This window comes from Streptomyces sp. NPDC001709 (genome assembly GCF_053596375.1).
Genome location: NZ_JBSFGB010000030.1, coordinates 52,017 through 68,203, shown reverse-complemented (window position 1 = coordinate 68,203; position 16,187 = coordinate 52,017). Strand labels below are relative to the sequence as shown.

Here is a 16,187-nt window from a genome sequence, read left to right as displayed (position 1 = left end):
CCGTCGGCGGAGGCACGGGTGCACCGGCGACCGACGTATCTCCGAGTTGCTTTTGCCTTCCGCATCGCCACCGTTGCCGCCCTCCGGCTCCGGCCCCGTCCATGACCCGCCGGACCGGCCCTTAACGCCACCCCACCAGCAGGCTCCCCAGCTCCGTGCGCCGGTGCAGTACGGCCCGCCCGGCGCGGACCGTGGTGATCAGGCCCGCGCCGCGCAGCGCGGCGGTGTGGGCGGAGGCGGTGGCGTTGCTGACGCCCAGGCGCCGGGCGAGCCCGCTGGTGGTGTGCTCATCCGCGAGGAGAAGCAGTATGCCGACGCGCGTTCGCCCGAGTACCTCGGCCAGTGCGTCGTCCCGGCCCTCCACCCCGGCCGGCGAGAGTGGCAGGCCGGGACCCGCCGGGTAGGTCAGGTACAGCGGGCGGTCGGGCAGGTCGGCGATGAGGGGATGGCCGGTCCAGTGGAAGGTGGGCAGCAGCACCATGCCACGACCGCCCAGCTTGATGTCCCGCGCGCCGGGCCCTTCCAGCTCCCAGTCGCGGCCATCGTGCAGCCGGGCGCCGGGGACGAGTCCGGCGAGTACGGCCCCGATGCCGTGCTCGGCCACGGCCACGGCGTGGCGGGTGAACTCCTTCTGGTGCAGGTCCTGCACCACGGGCCACACCGGGCGCAGCACCGTCTCGAAGGCGGCGTGCTGTGCTTGGCGGAGGAGTTGCCAGGCATCGGCGTCGCCCTGGTGCAGGTGGCGGATCCACCGCGGGGGCTGGGCCGTTTGCTTGGCGTAGATGCGCTCGATCTCGGAGCGGACCAGGTCCGGGCACGAGGCCCGGACGGTGTCCAGTCCCTCCTTCAGGGTGTCGCTGAACACGTCGATGAAGGCAGGGGCCTCCCCTTGGGGGACCAGGTCCGCGAACGGCTCGACGACGACCGGCAAGGAGCGCAGAGCCCGCCGCCTCCAGCGGCCGAAGAGCAATTCGTTGTCGCGAGCGCACAACATGCTGAGGGCCGCGTTGAGTTCCTGCAACGGGGCCGGCCGAGGTGCGAACCGGACACGGGCGAAGTCGGCGGCCGTGAAATGGATCCGGATCACTACTCTCCCGGGCGGCGCAGCGCCATTGTTTCGGCGAGGGCCTGAACCATGGCTGCCTTCCCCACCGGGCGCCAGCATTCAGGGTATGCCTTCTTCCTTCACTGTAGACCGACGGACCGTCACCAAGTCGGCCGTACTGGCCACCGCGGCACTGCTGCTCCCCGCCGGCGGTGGTGTGGCACGAGCTGCTGAGGGCGGCCTCACCCTGCGACTGCCCGCGCCGAGCGGCCCCCACCGGATCGGCGTCACCACACTGCACTTGACCGACCGCTCCAGGCGCGACCCGTGGGAGCCGAGCATCGTTCGCGAACTGATGGTCACGGTGTTCTATCCGGCCCGCGACGTCCGCGGCTACCCGGTCGCGCCCCAGATGACGGCGGGGGCTGCGAAGCATTTCCAGCAGTTCGCCCCGCTGTTCCACCCGGAGTTGCCGCGGGCCGGAGTGGACTGGGCGGCCACCACGGTCCATGCGCGCACGGGCGCACCGGCGCTGCCCGTGCGGCGGCCGGTGCTGCTGTACAGCCCGGGTGGCGGCGACCCGCGCACGCTGGGTACCGGGGTCGCCGAGGAGCTGGCGAGCCACGGGTATGTGGTGGTGACCATCGACCATCCCGGCGACGCCTCTGAGGTCGAGTTCCCCGACAAGTCCATCCGGGAGAGCGTTTTCAGGGGGAATCCCCGGACGGATCCGACCGTCTTCCGCACCGCGATCGACACCCGGATCGCGGACACCGGGTTCGTACTGGACCAGTTGGAAGTCCTGGCGGCCGGGCGAAGCGGCCTCGGCCGTGCGCTGGATCTGCGGCGGGTGGGCATCTACGGCCACTCGGCGGGTGGGACGACAGCGGCAGAGGCGATGCACGAGGACCGCCGCATCAAAGCGGCCATCAACCTGGAGGGCTTTCTGGACTACCCGGACGGGAAGTTGTTCCCGGTTGCCGAGCACGGGGCGGACCGGCCGCTGCTCCTGCTGGGAACCGACGGCTTCCCGGAGAAGAAGGAGCTGGAGCGTTCCTGGTCGGTCATGCGGCGTGTCCACCGGCGGGAGATAGATAACGCCACGCATGGGGTGTTCACGGATTACGCGTCCATTGCGCCCCAGTTGCAGTCAGCCAGTCTCATGACGGCTGACAACCGGAACAAGCTCATCGGGGCGATTGCCCCGGAGCAATCTGTGCCGCTGGTGCGCGGCTACGTGCGGTCGTTCTTCGCCCGGCACCTGCGGGCGTAGATCTACTGTCGCTGCGCGCGGCAGGGTCTGTCACATGGCCCCTCGGACAGACCCTAGGAACCGCCGGATTTCGTTCTCCGACCGGGACGAGCTTTGCGCGGCGGTAGAGATGTCGGCGGCCTGGTGGACCGGGTAAGCGGACATCAGGCCGCCGGCGGGGGTCTGCTGCGAGTGCGCGATCCCGCCTTTGACGGTGGGATCGCCGTTCGGCTCGGCGACCGAGATCGTCGGCTCATTCGACCGGTGACCGGTGACCGGCGACCGGGGCCGGCCGACGGGCCGCCGCGGCATGTCGGGCCGGGTTCCCGGATCTCCCGTGGGTCGCTTTCCCGGTTCGAGGAGACAGCCGGAAAGGGGCGACGTTCCAGCCTCGCAGCCCGCCGCGGTCGTGGGGCAGACAGCTACCGGTCCGCGGCGTCGCCGATTGCCGGCGCCGTACGGGGCCGCGTTGGCGCGCCGGGAGGACAGCAGTGCGGGGGGCCGGCGCCGGAGACGGCGAGTGGGACGTCGAGGTCGTCGGCGTGGGCACCGTCGTAAGGGCAGCCTACGGGCGCCACCGGTCATGGGGCGCCACCGGTCACTCTCATGCCAGAAGCGCGGCCGAAAAGGCGTCTTGCAGCCATGGGCCGCGCATCGCGATACTCGTCAAAGATTCACGATTTGGCATGACCACGCCATCCTTGTGGATGGCGACATGCCTCGCCCCTCCGGTCCCAGCCTGCGGAGCAGGCGGGACATCCCCCACAGGAGGTCGGACGTGACACCCCGTCACATATTTACCTCCCGCTCCGCCCTCTCCGGCCGGAGCGCGGCGGCAGACTCGCCGCCACGTACGCGGGCAATGCCCGCCGCTCCGGGCCGAGTGGGCCCCGCCTCGCCCTGATCGGCACCGACGCGTGCCTCGAACTCGGCGGCCGCAGCGGCGCACAGTCCCGCTCCGACGCGACGAGCGGGCCGGCCTCGGGCGGGGTGGCCTTCGTCCAGCCGGTGACGGCCGCGCTGGGTGCGGATGTCACCGCCGTCCCGTAGCGCGCCCGCACGGCGGCGGTGATGTGAACACGTCTCTCCCCGCAACATCCGCCCCCACGAAAGGTCACCTTCATGGCATACAAACGCCTGGCGGGCCTGACCGCCGGTGCCGTCGTCGTCGCCGCGGCCCTGCTGCCGCAGGCGGCGCAGGCCCGGACCGGCACGGACGCCACTGCGGGTCACGCCGCGACCCTCCCTGGCGCCGACGGCGGCAGTCAACGGACCGTCATCATCTACCGCGTGCCCACGCGTCATCCGCTGCAGGACGCGGAACGGCTCGCCGATGCCGGATACGACCTGCTGGAACGACGCCAGGGCGACAACCTGTTCGTCTCCGGTGACGCGGCGACCGCGGCAGGGCTGCGGCGGCTCGGCTTCAACCCGGCGATCACGACCACGCTGACCGAGGCGGTCCCCTCCCGCGCCGCCGCGCCGCACGCCTCCGCTGCGGGCGACACCTACGACGGCGGCTACCACACGGTCACCGCCCAGTACGCGCACATGGACCAGATCACCTCCCAGCACCCCGACCTGGCGAAGGAGGTGACGTACGGTCAGTCCTGGCTGAAGCAGCACGGACAAGGCGGCCGCGACCTGAAGGCGATCTGCATCACCAAACTCCAGACGGACGACTGCGCGCTCAACCCGAACTCGGCCAAGCCCAGGTTCTTCCTGATGAGCCAGATCCACGCCCGCGAGCTGACCACCGGCGAAACGTCCTGGCGCTGGATCGACGCGTTGACCAGCGGCTACGGCAAGGACTCGGCAATCACCAAGCTGATGGACACCACCGAGATGTGGGTGGTGCCCGACGCCAACCCCGACGGCGTCGACATGGTCGCGGCAGGGGGCGACAACCCCGTCCTGCAGCGCAAGAACGCCGACAACTCGCATGGCTCCCGGTGCGGCACGAGCGCCTACAGCCAGATAGGCGTCGACCTCAACCGCAACGCCGGCACCCACTGGGACACGTCGGGAACCTCCAGCGCACCGTGCGACCAGACCTACGGCGGACCGGCGGGCAACTCCGAGGTGGAGACCACCGCACTGGAGAACCTCTTCCGCCAGCTGTTCCCCGCCGTGCGGACCGGCACGGGCGACACCGCTCCCGCACCGTCCACCGCCAAGGGCATGATGATCACCCTGCACAGCGACGCCAGCATGGTGCTCTTCCCTTGGGAGTACAAGGCCTCCGTGCACACCGGGAACGACACCGCGCTGCGTGCTCTCGCCGCCCACATGGCCTCGATCACCGGCTACCAGTACGGCCAGGCCGGTGAGATTCTCTACAACGCCTCCGGCGGCACCGACGACTGGACGTACGACAAGCTCGGCCTCGCCAGTTTCACCATCGAGATCGGCGACAGCGACGGCGCCGGCTGTGACGGCTTCACGCCGCCGTACTCCTGCCAGGACAGCTACTTCTGGCCGAAGATCAAGCCTGCCCTTCTCTACGCGGCCCAGCAGGCCACCGCTCCCTACCGCACCACGTCCGCCGCCGCCCGGCGATAGCTCACGCCGGCGGACCCGCTCCGGGGCCGTGCACAAGGCCGTCGGCAACGGCCCCGTCCCGCCGACCACCATCACCCCGGTGCTGCTCCGCGCCTCGCAGATCCTCGGCAGCACCTACCACCGCGTCCGGACGACCGACGGCTTCGGCAAGGCCGAGGAAGAGGAGCGACGTATCACCGCCGAATCAGCCGTCCAGCGCGCGGGCGATGGGAAGTGTGTCGCAGGTCTGCCGGAGCTGGGTGATTCGGCCGTCCCTGAGAGTGAAGAAGTGTGCGAATCGTGATGTTACGGCCGTTCCGGAGGTGCTGATACCCAGATAGCGGCCGAGCACGATGACATGGTCGCCGTCTTCGAAGAACTCGTCGCCGACGCAGCTGAACTCCTTGAAGTCGGCCAGGAAACCGAAAAAGTCGCCCAGGATGCTGTCGAGCCCGGTGTAGATACCACCCTTCGGGAAGCCCTCTGCCACGTCCCACTGCGCGTTTTCAGCCACCACGGACCGAATGACCTGGAGATCGCCTCGTGCGTCGTAGAAGCGGCGGACAATATCGATCTGCGGGGAAGAGTTCGGCATCAAAGATCCTTGTCCTAGACGCTGCGGATAACACCGATGTGCCCAGTGCCGGTGCTGCCGGAACCCGCCACTTTGCCCCGGACCAGGCAAGAGCCGCGTCCCGCGAGCTCACCCGTGCGTTCGGTTCACTTTGCGGGGTAGTAGGAGCACCAGGCCGCCGGGATGTGCCGGGGTGGCGAACCGCCTAGGGTCGATGGGGAATTGACGACAGTCGGTGAAGAATGGGAGACCATGTCCACGAACAACGCCGACCCCACGATCGCCGAACGCTTCCTGTCCGCGTTCCAAGCCCGGGACTGGAAGAGACTGCGCGGCCTACTGGCCGACGACATCACCTGGACCATGCCGGGGACCGGCACCATCTCGGGCACCATCCACGGCACGGACGCGGTCGTAAGCCGAGCCCGGCACATCGCGGGCCAGGGACTGCACACCGAGTTGCTCCACATCCTCGTCGGCGCAGGCGGCGTCGCCCTCTCGCTCCGCAACACGGCAGCCGCCTCCGACGGACGCAAGCTCGACGAACACCTCGCGACCGTGCTGACCATCCGCCACGGCCGCATCACCGCCATCGACAGCTACTTGTCGGACGTCGACGGCATGAGCGCCTTCTTCACCGCACCCTGACGTGCGGGTCTCCAGCGGCCCTGGCAGTGCCGGTCACGGTGCCTTGAGCATGCGGAGATCGTGGTCGTCGGCGCAGGGACGTTCGGCGCGGCGGCTGCGAAATACCTCGGCAGGGCGGGTGCGGACGTCATGGTGATCGGCCCCGTCCAGTCCGCCTGGGATGCGCCGGAACCGCTCCAGGCCTTCAGAGCCCGTGCCGATGAGGCCCGTATCGTTCGGCCCCTGGGATGAGACCGAGTGTGGGGCACCGTGGACACACGGTCGGCCGGCAACCCCGTGCTCCGCCCGACGCAGCTGCTCGGCGACCATTGCCGCAACTCCCCCATCCAGGCATGTTGCCCGAGACTCCTCAATTCGCGGCCGGCTGTGCAGGTCCCGTGTGAACTTCACGTGCTTGCCGGCGATCCCCCGCCTCGCCTGCGCCTTCGCCTGGGCTCCGGCTGCGCGATCAGCCCGGGGTCTGCCATCACCGGGACGCTTCCGGTCGGAGGGGTGGCCGATGGACCATGGAGGGGGCGGACCACGGCGTGGGGCCGCGTGCGCCGCCCCGTCGGCGGTGAGGACGATGAAGGGTTCGATCAGGATCGGGAGTGTGCGGGGGGTGACGGTGTGGGCTCACTGGAGCGTGCCGTTGATCATGCTGCTCTTCGCCTACGGTCTGGCCGCCAGGACGCTGCCCGCGTACGCGCCTGGTCTGGCGCCCGTTGCGTACGCGGCGGCCGGTGTCGTAGGCGCTCTTCTGTTGCTCATGAGCCTGGTGGTGCACGAGACGGCGCACGCGCTGGTGGCTCGCCGGGCAGGGGTACCGGTCCGGGACATGACGCTGTGGGTGCTGGGCGGAGTCACCCGGATGGGCCAGCCGACCGCGGCCCGCACGGCGTTCGCGGTCGCCGTCAGCGGGCCGCTCGCCAGCCTGTTGCTCGGCGGGGTCGCCATCGGAGCCACGGTGGGCGTGCACTCGACGCTCGGCTGGCGTCTCCCCGTTGCCCTGCTGGGCTGGCTCGGCGGTACGAACGTGCTGCTGGGCGTCTTCAATCTGCTGCCCGCGGCGCCTCTGGACGGGGGCCGGGTGCTCCAGGCCGTGCTGTGGTGGCGTACCGGCGACCGTGAACGGGCCCAGCGGACGGCAGGGCGCGCGGGACAGATCATCGGCGTGATCCTGGCCGTCGCGGGATGGCTGGCATTCGTGAGGGGTGTGACCGGCGGATTGTGGCTGACCGTCATCGCCCTCTTCGTGACAGGCGCCTCCGCGGCGGAACGGCGGTGGGCCCAGGTGATCCTGGCCGTGCGTGGCGTAAGGGCGGCGGAGGCGATGAGCAGTCCCGTGGTCACCGGTCCCGACTGGCTGACCGTGGACCGCTTCCTCTCCGGCGTGGCGGCCGGGACACGGCATTCGGTGCTGCCCCTGCTGGACTTCGAGGGCCACCCCAGCGGTGTCGTACGGCTGAGCCGACTGGCCGCCGTTCCTTCCGAGCAGCAACAAGTCCTGGCGGTGCGGGACCTGGCGATCCCCGTCGCGCGGTGCACACTCGCGGCACCGCACGAGCTGCTCACCACCGTCCTGGAACGCGTCAGCACAGGAGGCGGGCTGCCCATCCTGGTCACGGACGGCGGCCATCTCGACGGCATCGTCACCGCGCATGACATCCAGCTGCTCTACCGACGCCACTCCACCCGCGAGAACCATGGGACGGCGGCGCGGGGTGGGTGGGGGTCGGGACGCCACGGAATCGCCGGATAGCCGGATAGCCGGAGAGCCGCCGACACGACCACCCGGGCCGAACCGCGATACGGGCCACCACGTCGCCCCGGCTGCGCAGCTAGAAGACGGCCGCCTCGAAGGCCTCACAGGTGTGAAGGCTAATAGGGATCTTGGGCTGTTTGGCCGCTCACGCTGTGGTTGTTGATCATTATCAGGACATCCGTGTGTGTACGGTCGCGTGAGTGGATCCATGAGCCGATCCGGCGGGATCGTCGGCGGACCCGACGGTGTCTGGGCGGCCGCCGGCTCAGCGGTACAAGGTGTCGCGGAACACGGTGGTGACGGCGCTGGCGTATGCGGTGCCTACGGAGCGGAAGAATCCGCCGCCACCCGATGACAGCGCGACAGAGCGGGAGCGGCTGGATGAGGGCACTGAGCGCGGGGCGCAGCACCGTCGGTCGCTGGTGTCTGCGCTGCCTTCCGCTGTTGCCCGTCGCCCTGCTCGTCGGAGGTGCCCTCTTCGACTACAACACCAATCCCCATGTCAGCGGGGAGGCCTTCTACACAGCCGCGCCGATGGCAGCCGCCGCCCTGCTGTCGCTGCGCGCGACGGTCCTGGCGGGCATCGGCGCCTGTGCCACGGACGTCGCGCTGCTCGCCCACTTCGGCTTCCTAGGGGAGTCCGGCGGGCAGAGCGAGCTGGCGGCGGTCTCGAGCGTCTCGGCCCTCGCCATCGGTGTCAACCGGCTCGTGCACTACAACCAGGTGCGGCTGCAGTCCGCACGCCGCATCGCCCTCGCCGTGCAGCGCGCCGTGCTGCCGCAGCTGCCGGCCTCGATCGGGCCCCTGCGGATCGCCGGGCGCTACCAGGCAGCCGTGAAAGAGGCACAGATCGGCGGCGACCTCTACAGCGCCCAGGACACCCCGTACGGCGTACGCTGCCTGGTCGGCGACGTACGGGGCAAGGGCATGGACGCGGTCAAGACGGTGGACGTGGCCATGGGCGTGTTCCGGGAGGCCGCCGAGGAGGAACCGACGCTCGACGGGATCGCAGCCAGGCTGGAGCGGGCGCTGCTGCGGGAGGCAGCACGGCGGACGGGACCCGAGCGGACCGAGGGGTTCGTCACCGGCGTGCTCGTCGAGATCCCGCACCACGGCGACGCACTGCGACTGGTCAACAGCGGCCACCCGGCGCCGCTGCTGCTGCACGCCGGCCAGGTGCGCAGCGTGGAACCCTCCGAGCCAGCCCTGCCGCTGGGTCTGGCCGAGTTGGGCCCGGTCCAGCGCCGGATCGACACGGTGCCCTTCCCTCCAGGGGCGACTTTCCTGCTGTACACGGATGGCCTGAACGAGGCACGGAATCGCGCCGGGGAATTCTACGACCCCGTGGCCGCGCTGTCCGGGCGCGAATTCCCCGAACCGGATGCTTTGCTCGACGCCCTTCTCACGGACGTGAGCCGACACACCGGCGGCCGCATCTCAGATGACATGGCACTGCTCGCGGTCACCCTGGGCAGCGGTACCCGGGCAGGGTCCCCGCCATAGCTGGGAGCGTGGTCGCCGCCCGGTGCCCGTACCGCCGCGATCGCAAACTGTCGTTCGGTGCTCCGATCACCCACCGAGTGCCCCGCTGCGGCACAGTCCAGCCGCCTGATGGCACGGGAGGACCAGGGAGCCGAGGTCTGCGGACCCTGCGCCGGGTTCGCCACCGACTACACCTGCCGCCGGTGCGGCCGGGCCAGCAACCTCACAGCCGCGGCCGATGCGCTCACTGCGTCCTCGGGGAGCGGGTCAACGCCTTGCCTGCACGGGCGCGACGGCACCATCGCCCCGCAGCTGAAACCGCTCGCGGAGGCGCTGGCGGACGCTCCCGCTCGGTCTTCCGCGGCGTGCGTTCACTGCCTGCCGAACGGAGACGGCGCTCGGCATCCTGGACTAGCCGTGGGCTCCGGCTGGCTGCTGGAACAACAGCGCGAGCTCACCGCTCGCCGTCACACATTGGTTCGAGGCCCACGGCGGAGAGTGCGGCCAACAAGCCCCGGACGTCCACCAATACCGTCCACCACTGCGTCCACCACACCACCGGAGCGTGCGGCTGGACGCGCTCGGCCCGGGCCCTGGTGTGCGCGAGGCGGTATAGGAGTCCGTGCCGGTCTCACCTCCGGTCGGCGACCTGGCCGTAGCTCCCTGGAGAGGTGAGCAATGCGGTTGTTCCGCGGCTGGGCCATGCGATGTCGTCAACGGCGAGAAACGGCTCGCCGGCCACGGTCGCGGGGGTCGCCCCGGTGAAGGCCATGACGTCCCGATGCAGGTGGGACTGGTCGGCGTAGCCGGTGTCGGCCGCGACTTGGGCCGCGCCTTCACCTGCGACCAGGCGGTGGGCGGCATGGTCGAAGCGGACCAGCTTCACGGCGCGCTTGGGCGGCAGGCCGAGCTGTGACCGGAACCGGGACCACAGCCGCTTACGGCTCCACCCGACTTCGGCTGCGAGGCCGTCGACCCGGGTCAGGCCACGGCTGACGACGATCCGGTGCCAGGCCCAGGCGACCTCCGGGTCCACCGATGGCCCCGCGTCATGCCGGCGGGCGAGCAGCGCCTCCGTCAGCACGAAGCGATCCTGCCACGACGAGACTTCGCCGAGTTGCTCGCGGATCCGTGACGCCTCCCGGCCCCACAGGTCGCCCAGCGACACGACGGCGCCGTCGAGGTCGGCGGGGGAGGCGCCCAGAATCGCGCGTGCGATCACAGGGGACAGACGCACCTGAACGCACTCGACGTTCTCTCCCCGCGCCCGGACCGCGCCTCCGGACCCGAGGCCGGGCCCGGCGACGATGCTTCCCCGCTGCTGCCGACCGGCGGCACAGTCAAGGACGGGCGAACCGGCACCGAACTCCAGGAGCAGGGTGACGGCCGGGTGCGGGACTATCCGAAGCGCTTCAAGGTCACGGACACGGAACCCGGCCATGGTGACACCAGCCACCCGGCTGGGCCGCCGCGGGCACTCGACGCCCCACCTAGCCGCACCGCGCACGAAGGTCCGCATCGCCCCATGCTACGTGGGCTGGGCAAAGGGAACATTCGTACAATCCACCGGCGCTCACAGGCGGAGACAGTGGGCCCATGACTGTTTCCGACGGCGAGCCGTACGTGAACGGCGGCACCGAGGCCACCGAGAGTTCAAACCTGTCGCTGGACGACGGGGACATCTATGTGTGCCAGGACGGCCCCCGCGACGCCCCCGCACTCCTGCTCATCCATGGGTCCGCATCCTCGACCCGCTCGTGGAACCCGATGGTTCCGTTGCTGACCGGATCGCACCGCGTCATCCGGATCGATCTGCTCGGGCACGGCCGGTCGGCCAAACCGGCCGACCGCAGCTACGCGATCCCGGACCAGGCACGTCGAGCCGGCGTGGCACTGGACCGGCTCGGCGTCGAGCACGCCGTGCTCGTCGGTCATTCCAGCGGCGGCGCGGTCGCCACCGCCCTCGCCGAACAGCGGCCCGAGCTGGCGACCGCGCTCGCGCTCGTCAACACCGGCCCCAGTCTGGGCGCCTTCATCGCACCGGAGTCCGCCGCAACCGGCCCCTCGCAGTGGCCGCCGACCGACGAGCAGCTCCGGTGGTTCGCGAGCACGGGTTTCAGCCGCGCGGGATACCAGATCCCGGAAGAGCTCCTGGACGAGGTGCGCGGTATGACGTACCACACGTTCACTACGACGATGCGGGCCACTCGCTCCTACCTGGAGCAGCGGGCGCTGCCGGATCGACTGGCGGTCCTCGGCAAGCCGCTACTGGTGATCTTCGGTGAGGACGACCGCAGATGGCGATCCTCATCCGCCTCCGACTACCTCGCCGTTCCGGGCGCAAAGGTCGAGTTGCTGCCCGGTCTCGGGCACTCGCCCCTGCTCGAGGATCCGCCGCGGACCGCCACTCCCCTGCTGGCCTTCGCCGCGATCCACGCCGTACGGGTGGACTGAATGAAAAGGAGGGGTGCCACGCGGATTCTCGTCTCCGGTGCCAGCATCGCCGGTCCGGTTCTGGCCTACTGGCTCACCAGGCACGGCTTCTCCGTCACCGTCGTCGAGCGCGCGTCGGCTCTGCGCAAGACCGGCGGCCACGCGGTCGACCTGTTTCGGCCCGCGATGAACACCTCGGAGAAGATGGGCGTACTCCCCCGGATTGAGGAGCGGGCCACCGGCACGAACCGCATGACCGTCTACCGTGAGGGCTCCCGGCGTCCCGTCCGGGCGGACCTCTCCAAGGTCTTCAGCGCCACCTCCGACAGGCACGTGGAGATCATGCGCGACGACCTGAGCGAGATCTACTACGACGCCGCACGCGACGACGTCGAATACGTCTTCGGCGACTCGATCACCGCGATCTCGCCCGAGGGCGAAGTGCGGTTCGAAAACGCCGCGCCGCGCCACTTCGACCTCGTCGTCGGCGCGGACGGGCTGCACTCCAACGTGCGCCGCCTCGTCTTCGGTGAGGAATCCCGCTTCAACGCCTTCATCGGGGCCTACCTCGGGGTGCTGACCCTGCCGAAGGTCTCCGACCTCGACGGCGAGCTCCTCATCCACGTCGGCGTCGGCCGCACTGTCGGCATGTACGGCGCGCCGCACCTGGGCGACGCGCGGGCGTTGTTCCTGTTCCGGAGCGAGCGCGAGCTCGACTACCACCACCGCGACGTGCGCCGGCAGAAGGAGCTGCTGCGCGGTGCGTTCGCCGGCATGCACGCCCAGGTGAACCGCTGGCTGGACGAACTCGACCGCACCCCGGCGTTCTACTTCGACTCGATCACCCAGCTCCGCATGGACACCTGGTCGCAGGGGAGGGTGACGCTCGTCGGCGACGCGGGGTACTGCCCCGGTCCGGCCGTCGGCGGCAGCACCAGTCTGGCCGTCGTCGGCGCGTACGTCCTTGCCGGAGAGCTGGCACGGGCGGGCGGCGACCACGAGCGCACCTTCCCCGCCTACGAGCGCGTGATGGCGGAGCACGTGCACGGCAGCCGCGCGGTCGCGCTGAGCGCGGCGAAGACCCTGATCCCCGCAACCCGCCTCGGCGCGTGGGGACTGGCCCAGGGCGCGCGCCTGATCTCCGCCCTTCCCGCGGGCCCCAGCCGCGCCCTCGTTCGCCTCACCACCAAGAGCGCACGCCACTACAACTCCGTGACCGTCGACGACTACCCGCCGTCGCCCGCCGCATCAGGAGGTCGGGGCGGTCCCGCGGGCGACCTTGGTAACGGCCTCGGGGTGGAGTAAGGAGTGCTCGCTCCCGCTGCCGGGCCGGCTTGCGGAATGGTCAAGAAGTAACCCGACGAACGCCCGCGACGTTGTCCTCACAACTCGCAAAGGCCAACGGTGGCTGCCCTCGCTCGTCGACTCCGTGTCACGTCTTGCTCATGAAGCCTCATTACTGGCTGCGCCCCACCCGGGCGACCGCCGGCGAGGTAGACGGCGGCGACCTGGGCGTATTCGATCCGGCCGGCGGTGCCGGTGTACTGGCGCTGGACACCGACGGTGCGGGTGCCCTTCTTCAGGTCGCCGGTCTCGTCAACGGCACCGCACCAATTGCCGTGCCCATAGCCGGGCTCGACCCGTGGGAAGGTGCCCGGTCGTCACACGGTACGTAGGAAGTCTTCGAGGGCCCTGTTGAAGACGTTCGGGCGCTCCATGTTGGGGTAGTGGGCAGTTCCGTCGATCGATGTCACGCCGCCGTTGGCGACGGTGTTGGCCAGGCGTTCGGCCATGCCGATGTGGTCAGGTGAGTCGATGGCGCCGTTGATGGCCAGCACGGGCACGTCGATCTTGGCGGCGCGGTTCCAGGTGTCGGGGATGGGGATCCGCAGGTCGGGTTCGTCTGGGGTGTGCTTGGACAGGGTGCTGCGCGTCATCTCGCGCAGGCAGCCGACGACTTCCGGGTCGAGATCGTCGAGGGTGCGGTGTGGGCCCGCGGCGAAGAGTGTGAACGCCTCGACGGCGGCGTCCAGGTCGCCAGCTGCCATCGCCGATTGCCACGCGGTCCAGGTTCGAGTGGTCCAGGGGTCGGTGAAGTACGCTTCACCGGTCCCGGCGCCGCTGACCACCACGGCGCTGACCAGTTCCGGATACTCCAGCGCGGTGTCAACCGCGATGCTTCCTCCCATAGAGACGCCCACCAGGACTGCGGGGCCGACGCCCAAGTCTCGTAGCAGCGCGGCGAGGTCGTCGGTGTGCCGGAACGGCTCGGTGGCGTTGGCGGACCGGCCGTGACCGCGTGCGTCGGGCGCGATGACGCGGTACCGCGCGGCGAGGGCGGGGATCTGATCGTTCCACATGCGGTGGTCCAGGAAGCCACCGTGCAGCAGGACGAGGGGTTGGCCAGTGCCGGTGTCGAGCCAGAAAAGATCACTCATGACAACCAAGGTGTCATTCTTGGAGGTGAATGACAACCAAGGTGTCATCATGGTGGCATGAATGAGACAGATCGCGGCCTGGCGTCCGAAGAGCTGACCGCCCGACTCGCCGAGGTGTTCGACCTGGTAGGCCCGCTGTACCGGCGTACGCAGCGCAAGGTGGAGCAGAATGTGTCCGTCGAGGGGCTGTCGGTGGGGGTGCGGGCCGTGCTCAGCATGCTCCTCGAACACGGGGCCATGACCGTCCCTCAGATGGGGCGGGCGCAGACATTGAGCCGCCAGTTCGTCCAGCGCATGGTCAACGACGCGGCCGCACGAGATCTGATCAAGCCCGCCCCCAACCCGGCCCACAAAAGGTCCTCCCTCATCCAGCTGACCGAACAGGGCGAGAGCGCCATCACCGCCGTACTCGACCGCGAACGCGCAGTGCTGCGCCAAGTCGGCGGAGACCTCACCCACGCCGAGGTCGACACCTGCCTCCGAGTCCTCTCCCGCCTTCTCGAACTCATGGGCAACGTCGATGTCGACTGAGCCAGGCCGGATGAGGCCGAACGCGGCGCTGGCGACGTGTGATCACGCAGATATGACGCCAGGTCGAATCATCTTCCTCAACGGCACCTCCAGCTCCGGGAAGTCGAGCATCGCCCACGAACTTCTGGACATCCTGAACGACGGCGTCTTCTTCCACGCAAACGCTGGGTGGGCGAGCGCGCCCAATCCTGGATGAACGGTTACGGAGGGCTACGACGCTGCTTGGAGCGAGACAGTGTCCGTTCCTGCTCTGCTGGGGCCCTCAGGTCTGTAGGGGGTAGAGCCACGCACTGCCGTTGGCGGGATCGGCCAGGATCTCGGAGAGGGGGCGGTCGGCGTAGTCGTCGGTGTGCTGGGTCATCAGTGGTGATTCGTTCCAGCCGGTGCAGATCTGGGTGTGCTGGATGTCGTTGGGGGCGTGGGAGAAGTTGTACTGCAGGATGTCCGACGGGGTGAGGTCATAGGCGTTGTCGAGCACGGTGGTGCGCTTGGAGTTCTGGGTGGCGTAGACGAAGAAGTTCTCGGCGCCGGCCCAGGTGTAGGAGGTGTTGTAGAAGAACCCGTAGCAGTACCAGCAGGAGTTGTCGTCGCGGGAATTGTCCGGCCAGGAGCCTTCGGTCAGCCAGCCGCCGGTGACAAGGCACTGCGATATGAAGTTGGTGCAGTCATCGTCGTAGACCGGGTACGCGAGGAAGTTGCGGTCGTTCCACCACTGCTCGGCGTAGGAGATCATGGCGCTGTAGTCGTAACCGCCGTCCGCGGGCTTGGCAGCGGGCTGTCGGCCGGACGGATCGGCCTTGGCCAGGCGCCGACCGGCCTGCGGGACCGCGTTCGGTACCACCCGGGGACGCATCGGCTCCGGTATCGACTCGGGGAACTGGGTCAGCGGGCGCGAGTACGCATTGGGCGGCAGGTAGCGGCAATCCGCCAGCGCCCAGGCACCGTTGATCCGGTGGAAGACCACCCGGTGCGCGCTGCGGTAGCGGGTGCTTGCCGGGGCGCCGGGCGCGATGCGGGCGAAATACAGCGCGGTGTGTTCCACGGCTCGGGCAGTGATGGTGCCGCCGTGCACCGTGACATCGGTGAGCTCGGCAGTGGTGCGGGCGCGGGTGTACCCGCTGTGCAACGCGGCGGTCTGGTCGCGGACGTGGTCGAGGCGGTCGGCGTCACCGCGGTAGTCGCGGAGCAGACCGGAGGTGAGGGAGAGGGCCGCGGCCTGGTTCGGTGCCGGCCGGCCGGGCGGCGGTCACCCGGGCCGCCCGGTCGGCGAGGTACTGCTGTACCAGCAGAGTCAGTTGGCGGTGTTGCGCGGCGGGAAGTCCGCCGTCGCGGTCGCGGCTCTGCTGTGTCCGATCGGTGGCCCGCGCGGGCGCGGCCCCGGTGAGGGCGGTGGCGGCGGCCGTGGTGGCGCCCAGTCCCGAGAGAAGCAGGGAGCGGCGACGCATGACAGGTCACTCCTCATTGATGGGGCATCAACTCGCCGACCAGGCTAGGGGTAC

The 16,187-nt window shown here is 69.6% G+C and carries 14 protein-coding genes and 2 pseudogenes; 9 read left to right on the top strand and 7 right to left on the bottom strand.

The features are described 5' to 3' along the window. Positions 1-121: 121 nt before the first annotated feature. Positions 122-1,087: an ArsR/SmtB family transcription factor gene (locus ACWC0C_RS34505; RefSeq protein WP_450868091.1), complete on the bottom strand. Its 966-nt coding sequence runs from the start codon at positions 1,085-1,087 to the stop codon at positions 122-124. Between the two features lie 85 nt (positions 1,088-1,172). Between ACWC0C_RS34505 and ACWC0C_RS34500 the strand changes: the two genes are divergently transcribed. After that, positions 1,173-2,318 (top strand): alpha/beta hydrolase family protein, encoded by a 1,146-nt coding sequence (locus ACWC0C_RS34500; protein WP_450868090.1) that lies wholly within the window; start codon positions 1,173-1,175, stop codon positions 2,316-2,318. Positions 2,319-3,419: 1,101 nt separating this feature from the next. Beyond that, positions 3,420-4,859 (top strand): M14 family zinc carboxypeptidase, encoded by a 1,440-nt coding sequence (locus ACWC0C_RS34495; protein ID WP_450868088.1) that lies wholly within the window; start codon positions 3,420-3,422, stop codon positions 4,857-4,859. Between the two features lie 184 nt (positions 4,860-5,043). Here the strand turns inward: ACWC0C_RS34495 and ACWC0C_RS34490 are convergent, their stop codons facing one another. Then, the gene (locus ACWC0C_RS34490; protein WP_450868087.1) at positions 5,044-5,433 is read right to left on the bottom strand and encodes a nuclear transport factor 2 family protein; all 390 of its coding nucleotides are present in this window, start codon (positions 5,431-5,433) and stop codon (positions 5,044-5,046) included. Between the two features lie 231 nt (positions 5,434-5,664). Here ACWC0C_RS34490 and ACWC0C_RS34485 point away from each other — a divergent pair, with 231 nt between their 5' ends. The 3 genes from ACWC0C_RS34485 to ACWC0C_RS34475 all read left to right on the top strand — a co-directional run bounded on the left by ACWC0C_RS34485 (position 5,665) and on the right by ACWC0C_RS34475 (position 9,307). Beyond that, a complete protein-coding gene (locus ACWC0C_RS34485) occupies positions 5,665-6,060 on the top strand; it encodes a nuclear transport factor 2 family protein (RefSeq protein WP_450868086.1) in 396 nt (131 codons plus the stop codon). A 601-nt stretch (positions 6,061-6,661) separates the two neighbouring features. After that, positions 6,662-7,801, top strand: coding sequence for a site-2 protease family protein (locus ACWC0C_RS34480; protein ID WP_450868084.1), 1,140 nt, complete (start codon positions 6,662-6,664; stop codon positions 7,799-7,801). A 384-nt stretch (positions 7,802-8,185) separates the two neighbouring features. Continuing rightward, positions 8,186-9,307 (top strand): PP2C family protein-serine/threonine phosphatase, encoded by a 1,122-nt coding sequence (locus ACWC0C_RS34475; protein WP_450868083.1) that lies wholly within the window; start codon positions 8,186-8,188, stop codon positions 9,305-9,307. 610 nt (positions 9,308-9,917) lie between these two features. On the opposite strand, the gene ACWC0C_RS34470 is transcribed toward ACWC0C_RS34475, so the two are convergent. After that, positions 9,918-10,805 (bottom strand): helix-turn-helix domain-containing protein, encoded by an 888-nt coding sequence (locus ACWC0C_RS34470; RefSeq protein WP_450868081.1) that lies wholly within the window; start codon positions 10,803-10,805, stop codon positions 9,918-9,920. Between the two features lie 77 nt (positions 10,806-10,882). Between ACWC0C_RS34470 and ACWC0C_RS34465 the strand changes: the two genes are divergently transcribed. Beyond that, positions 10,883-11,740 (top strand): alpha/beta fold hydrolase, encoded by an 858-nt coding sequence (locus ACWC0C_RS34465; protein ID WP_450868080.1) that lies wholly within the window; start codon positions 10,883-10,885, stop codon positions 11,738-11,740. Beyond that, positions 11,741-13,024: an FAD-dependent monooxygenase gene (locus tag ACWC0C_RS34460; RefSeq protein WP_450868078.1), complete on the top strand. Its 1,284-nt coding sequence runs from the start codon at positions 11,741-11,743 to the stop codon at positions 13,022-13,024. 208 nt (positions 13,025-13,232) lie between these two features. On the opposite strand, the pseudogene ACWC0C_RS34455 reads toward ACWC0C_RS34460, so the two are convergent. After that, positions 13,233-13,320, bottom strand: a pseudogene (locus ACWC0C_RS34455) (transposase); the annotation flags it as partial. Between the two features lie 60 nt (positions 13,321-13,380). Continuing rightward, entirely contained in the window at positions 13,381-14,157 is a 777-nt protein-coding gene (locus ACWC0C_RS34450; protein ID WP_450868077.1) for an alpha/beta fold hydrolase, read from the bottom strand. Positions 14,158-14,214: 57 nt separating this feature from the next. Between ACWC0C_RS34450 and ACWC0C_RS34445 the strand changes: the two genes are divergently transcribed. Together ACWC0C_RS34445 and ACWC0C_RS34440 are read left to right on the top strand one after the other, a co-directional pair. After that, positions 14,215-14,688, top strand: coding sequence for a MarR family winged helix-turn-helix transcriptional regulator (locus ACWC0C_RS34445; protein WP_450868075.1), 474 nt, complete (start codon positions 14,215-14,217; stop codon positions 14,686-14,688). Positions 14,689-14,740: 52 nt separating this feature from the next. Then, positions 14,741-14,845: pseudogene (locus tag ACWC0C_RS34440) on the top strand (phosphotransferase-like protein); the annotation flags it as partial. A gap of 105 nt (positions 14,846-14,950) precedes the next feature. Here ACWC0C_RS34440 and ACWC0C_RS34435 read toward each other — a convergent pair. Beyond that, positions 14,951-15,814, bottom strand: coding sequence for an amidase domain-containing protein (locus ACWC0C_RS34435; protein WP_450868074.1), 864 nt, complete (start codon positions 15,812-15,814; stop codon positions 14,951-14,953). 40 nt (positions 15,815-15,854) lie between these two features. Then, positions 15,855-16,133 carry a hypothetical protein gene (locus tag ACWC0C_RS34430; RefSeq protein WP_450868072.1) on the bottom strand — a complete coding sequence of 93 codons (279 nt, stop codon included), beginning with the start codon at positions 16,131-16,133 and terminating at the stop codon, positions 15,855-15,857. Positions 16,134-16,187 lie beyond the last annotated feature (54 nt).

Excerpts from the sequence above, each read along its gene's own strand:
- ACWC0C_RS34450 (WP_450868077.1), bottom strand. The coding sequence starts at position 14,157 with ATGAGTGATCTTTTCTGGCTCGACACCGGCACTGGCCAACCCCTCGTC.
- ACWC0C_RS34445 (WP_450868075.1), top strand. The coding sequence starts at position 14,215 with ATGAATGAGACAGATCGCGGCCTGGCGTCCGAAGAGCTGACCGCCCGA.
- ACWC0C_RS34475 (WP_450868083.1), top strand. The coding sequence starts at position 8,186 with ATGAGGGCACTGAGCGCGGGGCGCAGCACCGTCGGTCGCTGGTGTCTG.
- ACWC0C_RS34500 (WP_450868090.1), top strand. The coding sequence starts at position 1,173 with ATGCCTTCTTCCTTCACTGTAGACCGACGGACCGTCACCAAGTCGGCC.
- ACWC0C_RS34490 (WP_450868087.1), bottom strand. The coding sequence starts at position 5,433 with ATGCCGAACTCTTCCCCGCAGATCGATATTGTCCGCCGCTTCTACGAC.
- ACWC0C_RS34460 (WP_450868078.1), top strand. The coding sequence starts at position 11,741 with ATGAAAAGGAGGGGTGCCACGCGGATTCTCGTCTCCGGTGCCAGCATC.
- ACWC0C_RS34485 (WP_450868086.1), top strand. The coding sequence starts at position 5,665 with ATGTCCACGAACAACGCCGACCCCACGATCGCCGAACGCTTCCTGTCC.
- ACWC0C_RS34495 (WP_450868088.1), top strand. The coding sequence starts at position 3,420 with ATGGCATACAAACGCCTGGCGGGCCTGACCGCCGGTGCCGTCGTCGTC.
- ACWC0C_RS34430 (WP_450868072.1), bottom strand. The coding sequence starts at position 16,133 with ATGCGTCGCCGCTCCCTGCTTCTCTCGGGACTGGGCGCCACCACGGCC.
- ACWC0C_RS34470 (WP_450868081.1), bottom strand. The coding sequence starts at position 10,805 with ATGCGGACCTTCGTGCGCGGTGCGGCTAGGTGGGGCGTCGAGTGCCCG.
- ACWC0C_RS34465 (WP_450868080.1), top strand. The coding sequence starts at position 10,883 with ATGACTGTTTCCGACGGCGAGCCGTACGTGAACGGCGGCACCGAGGCC.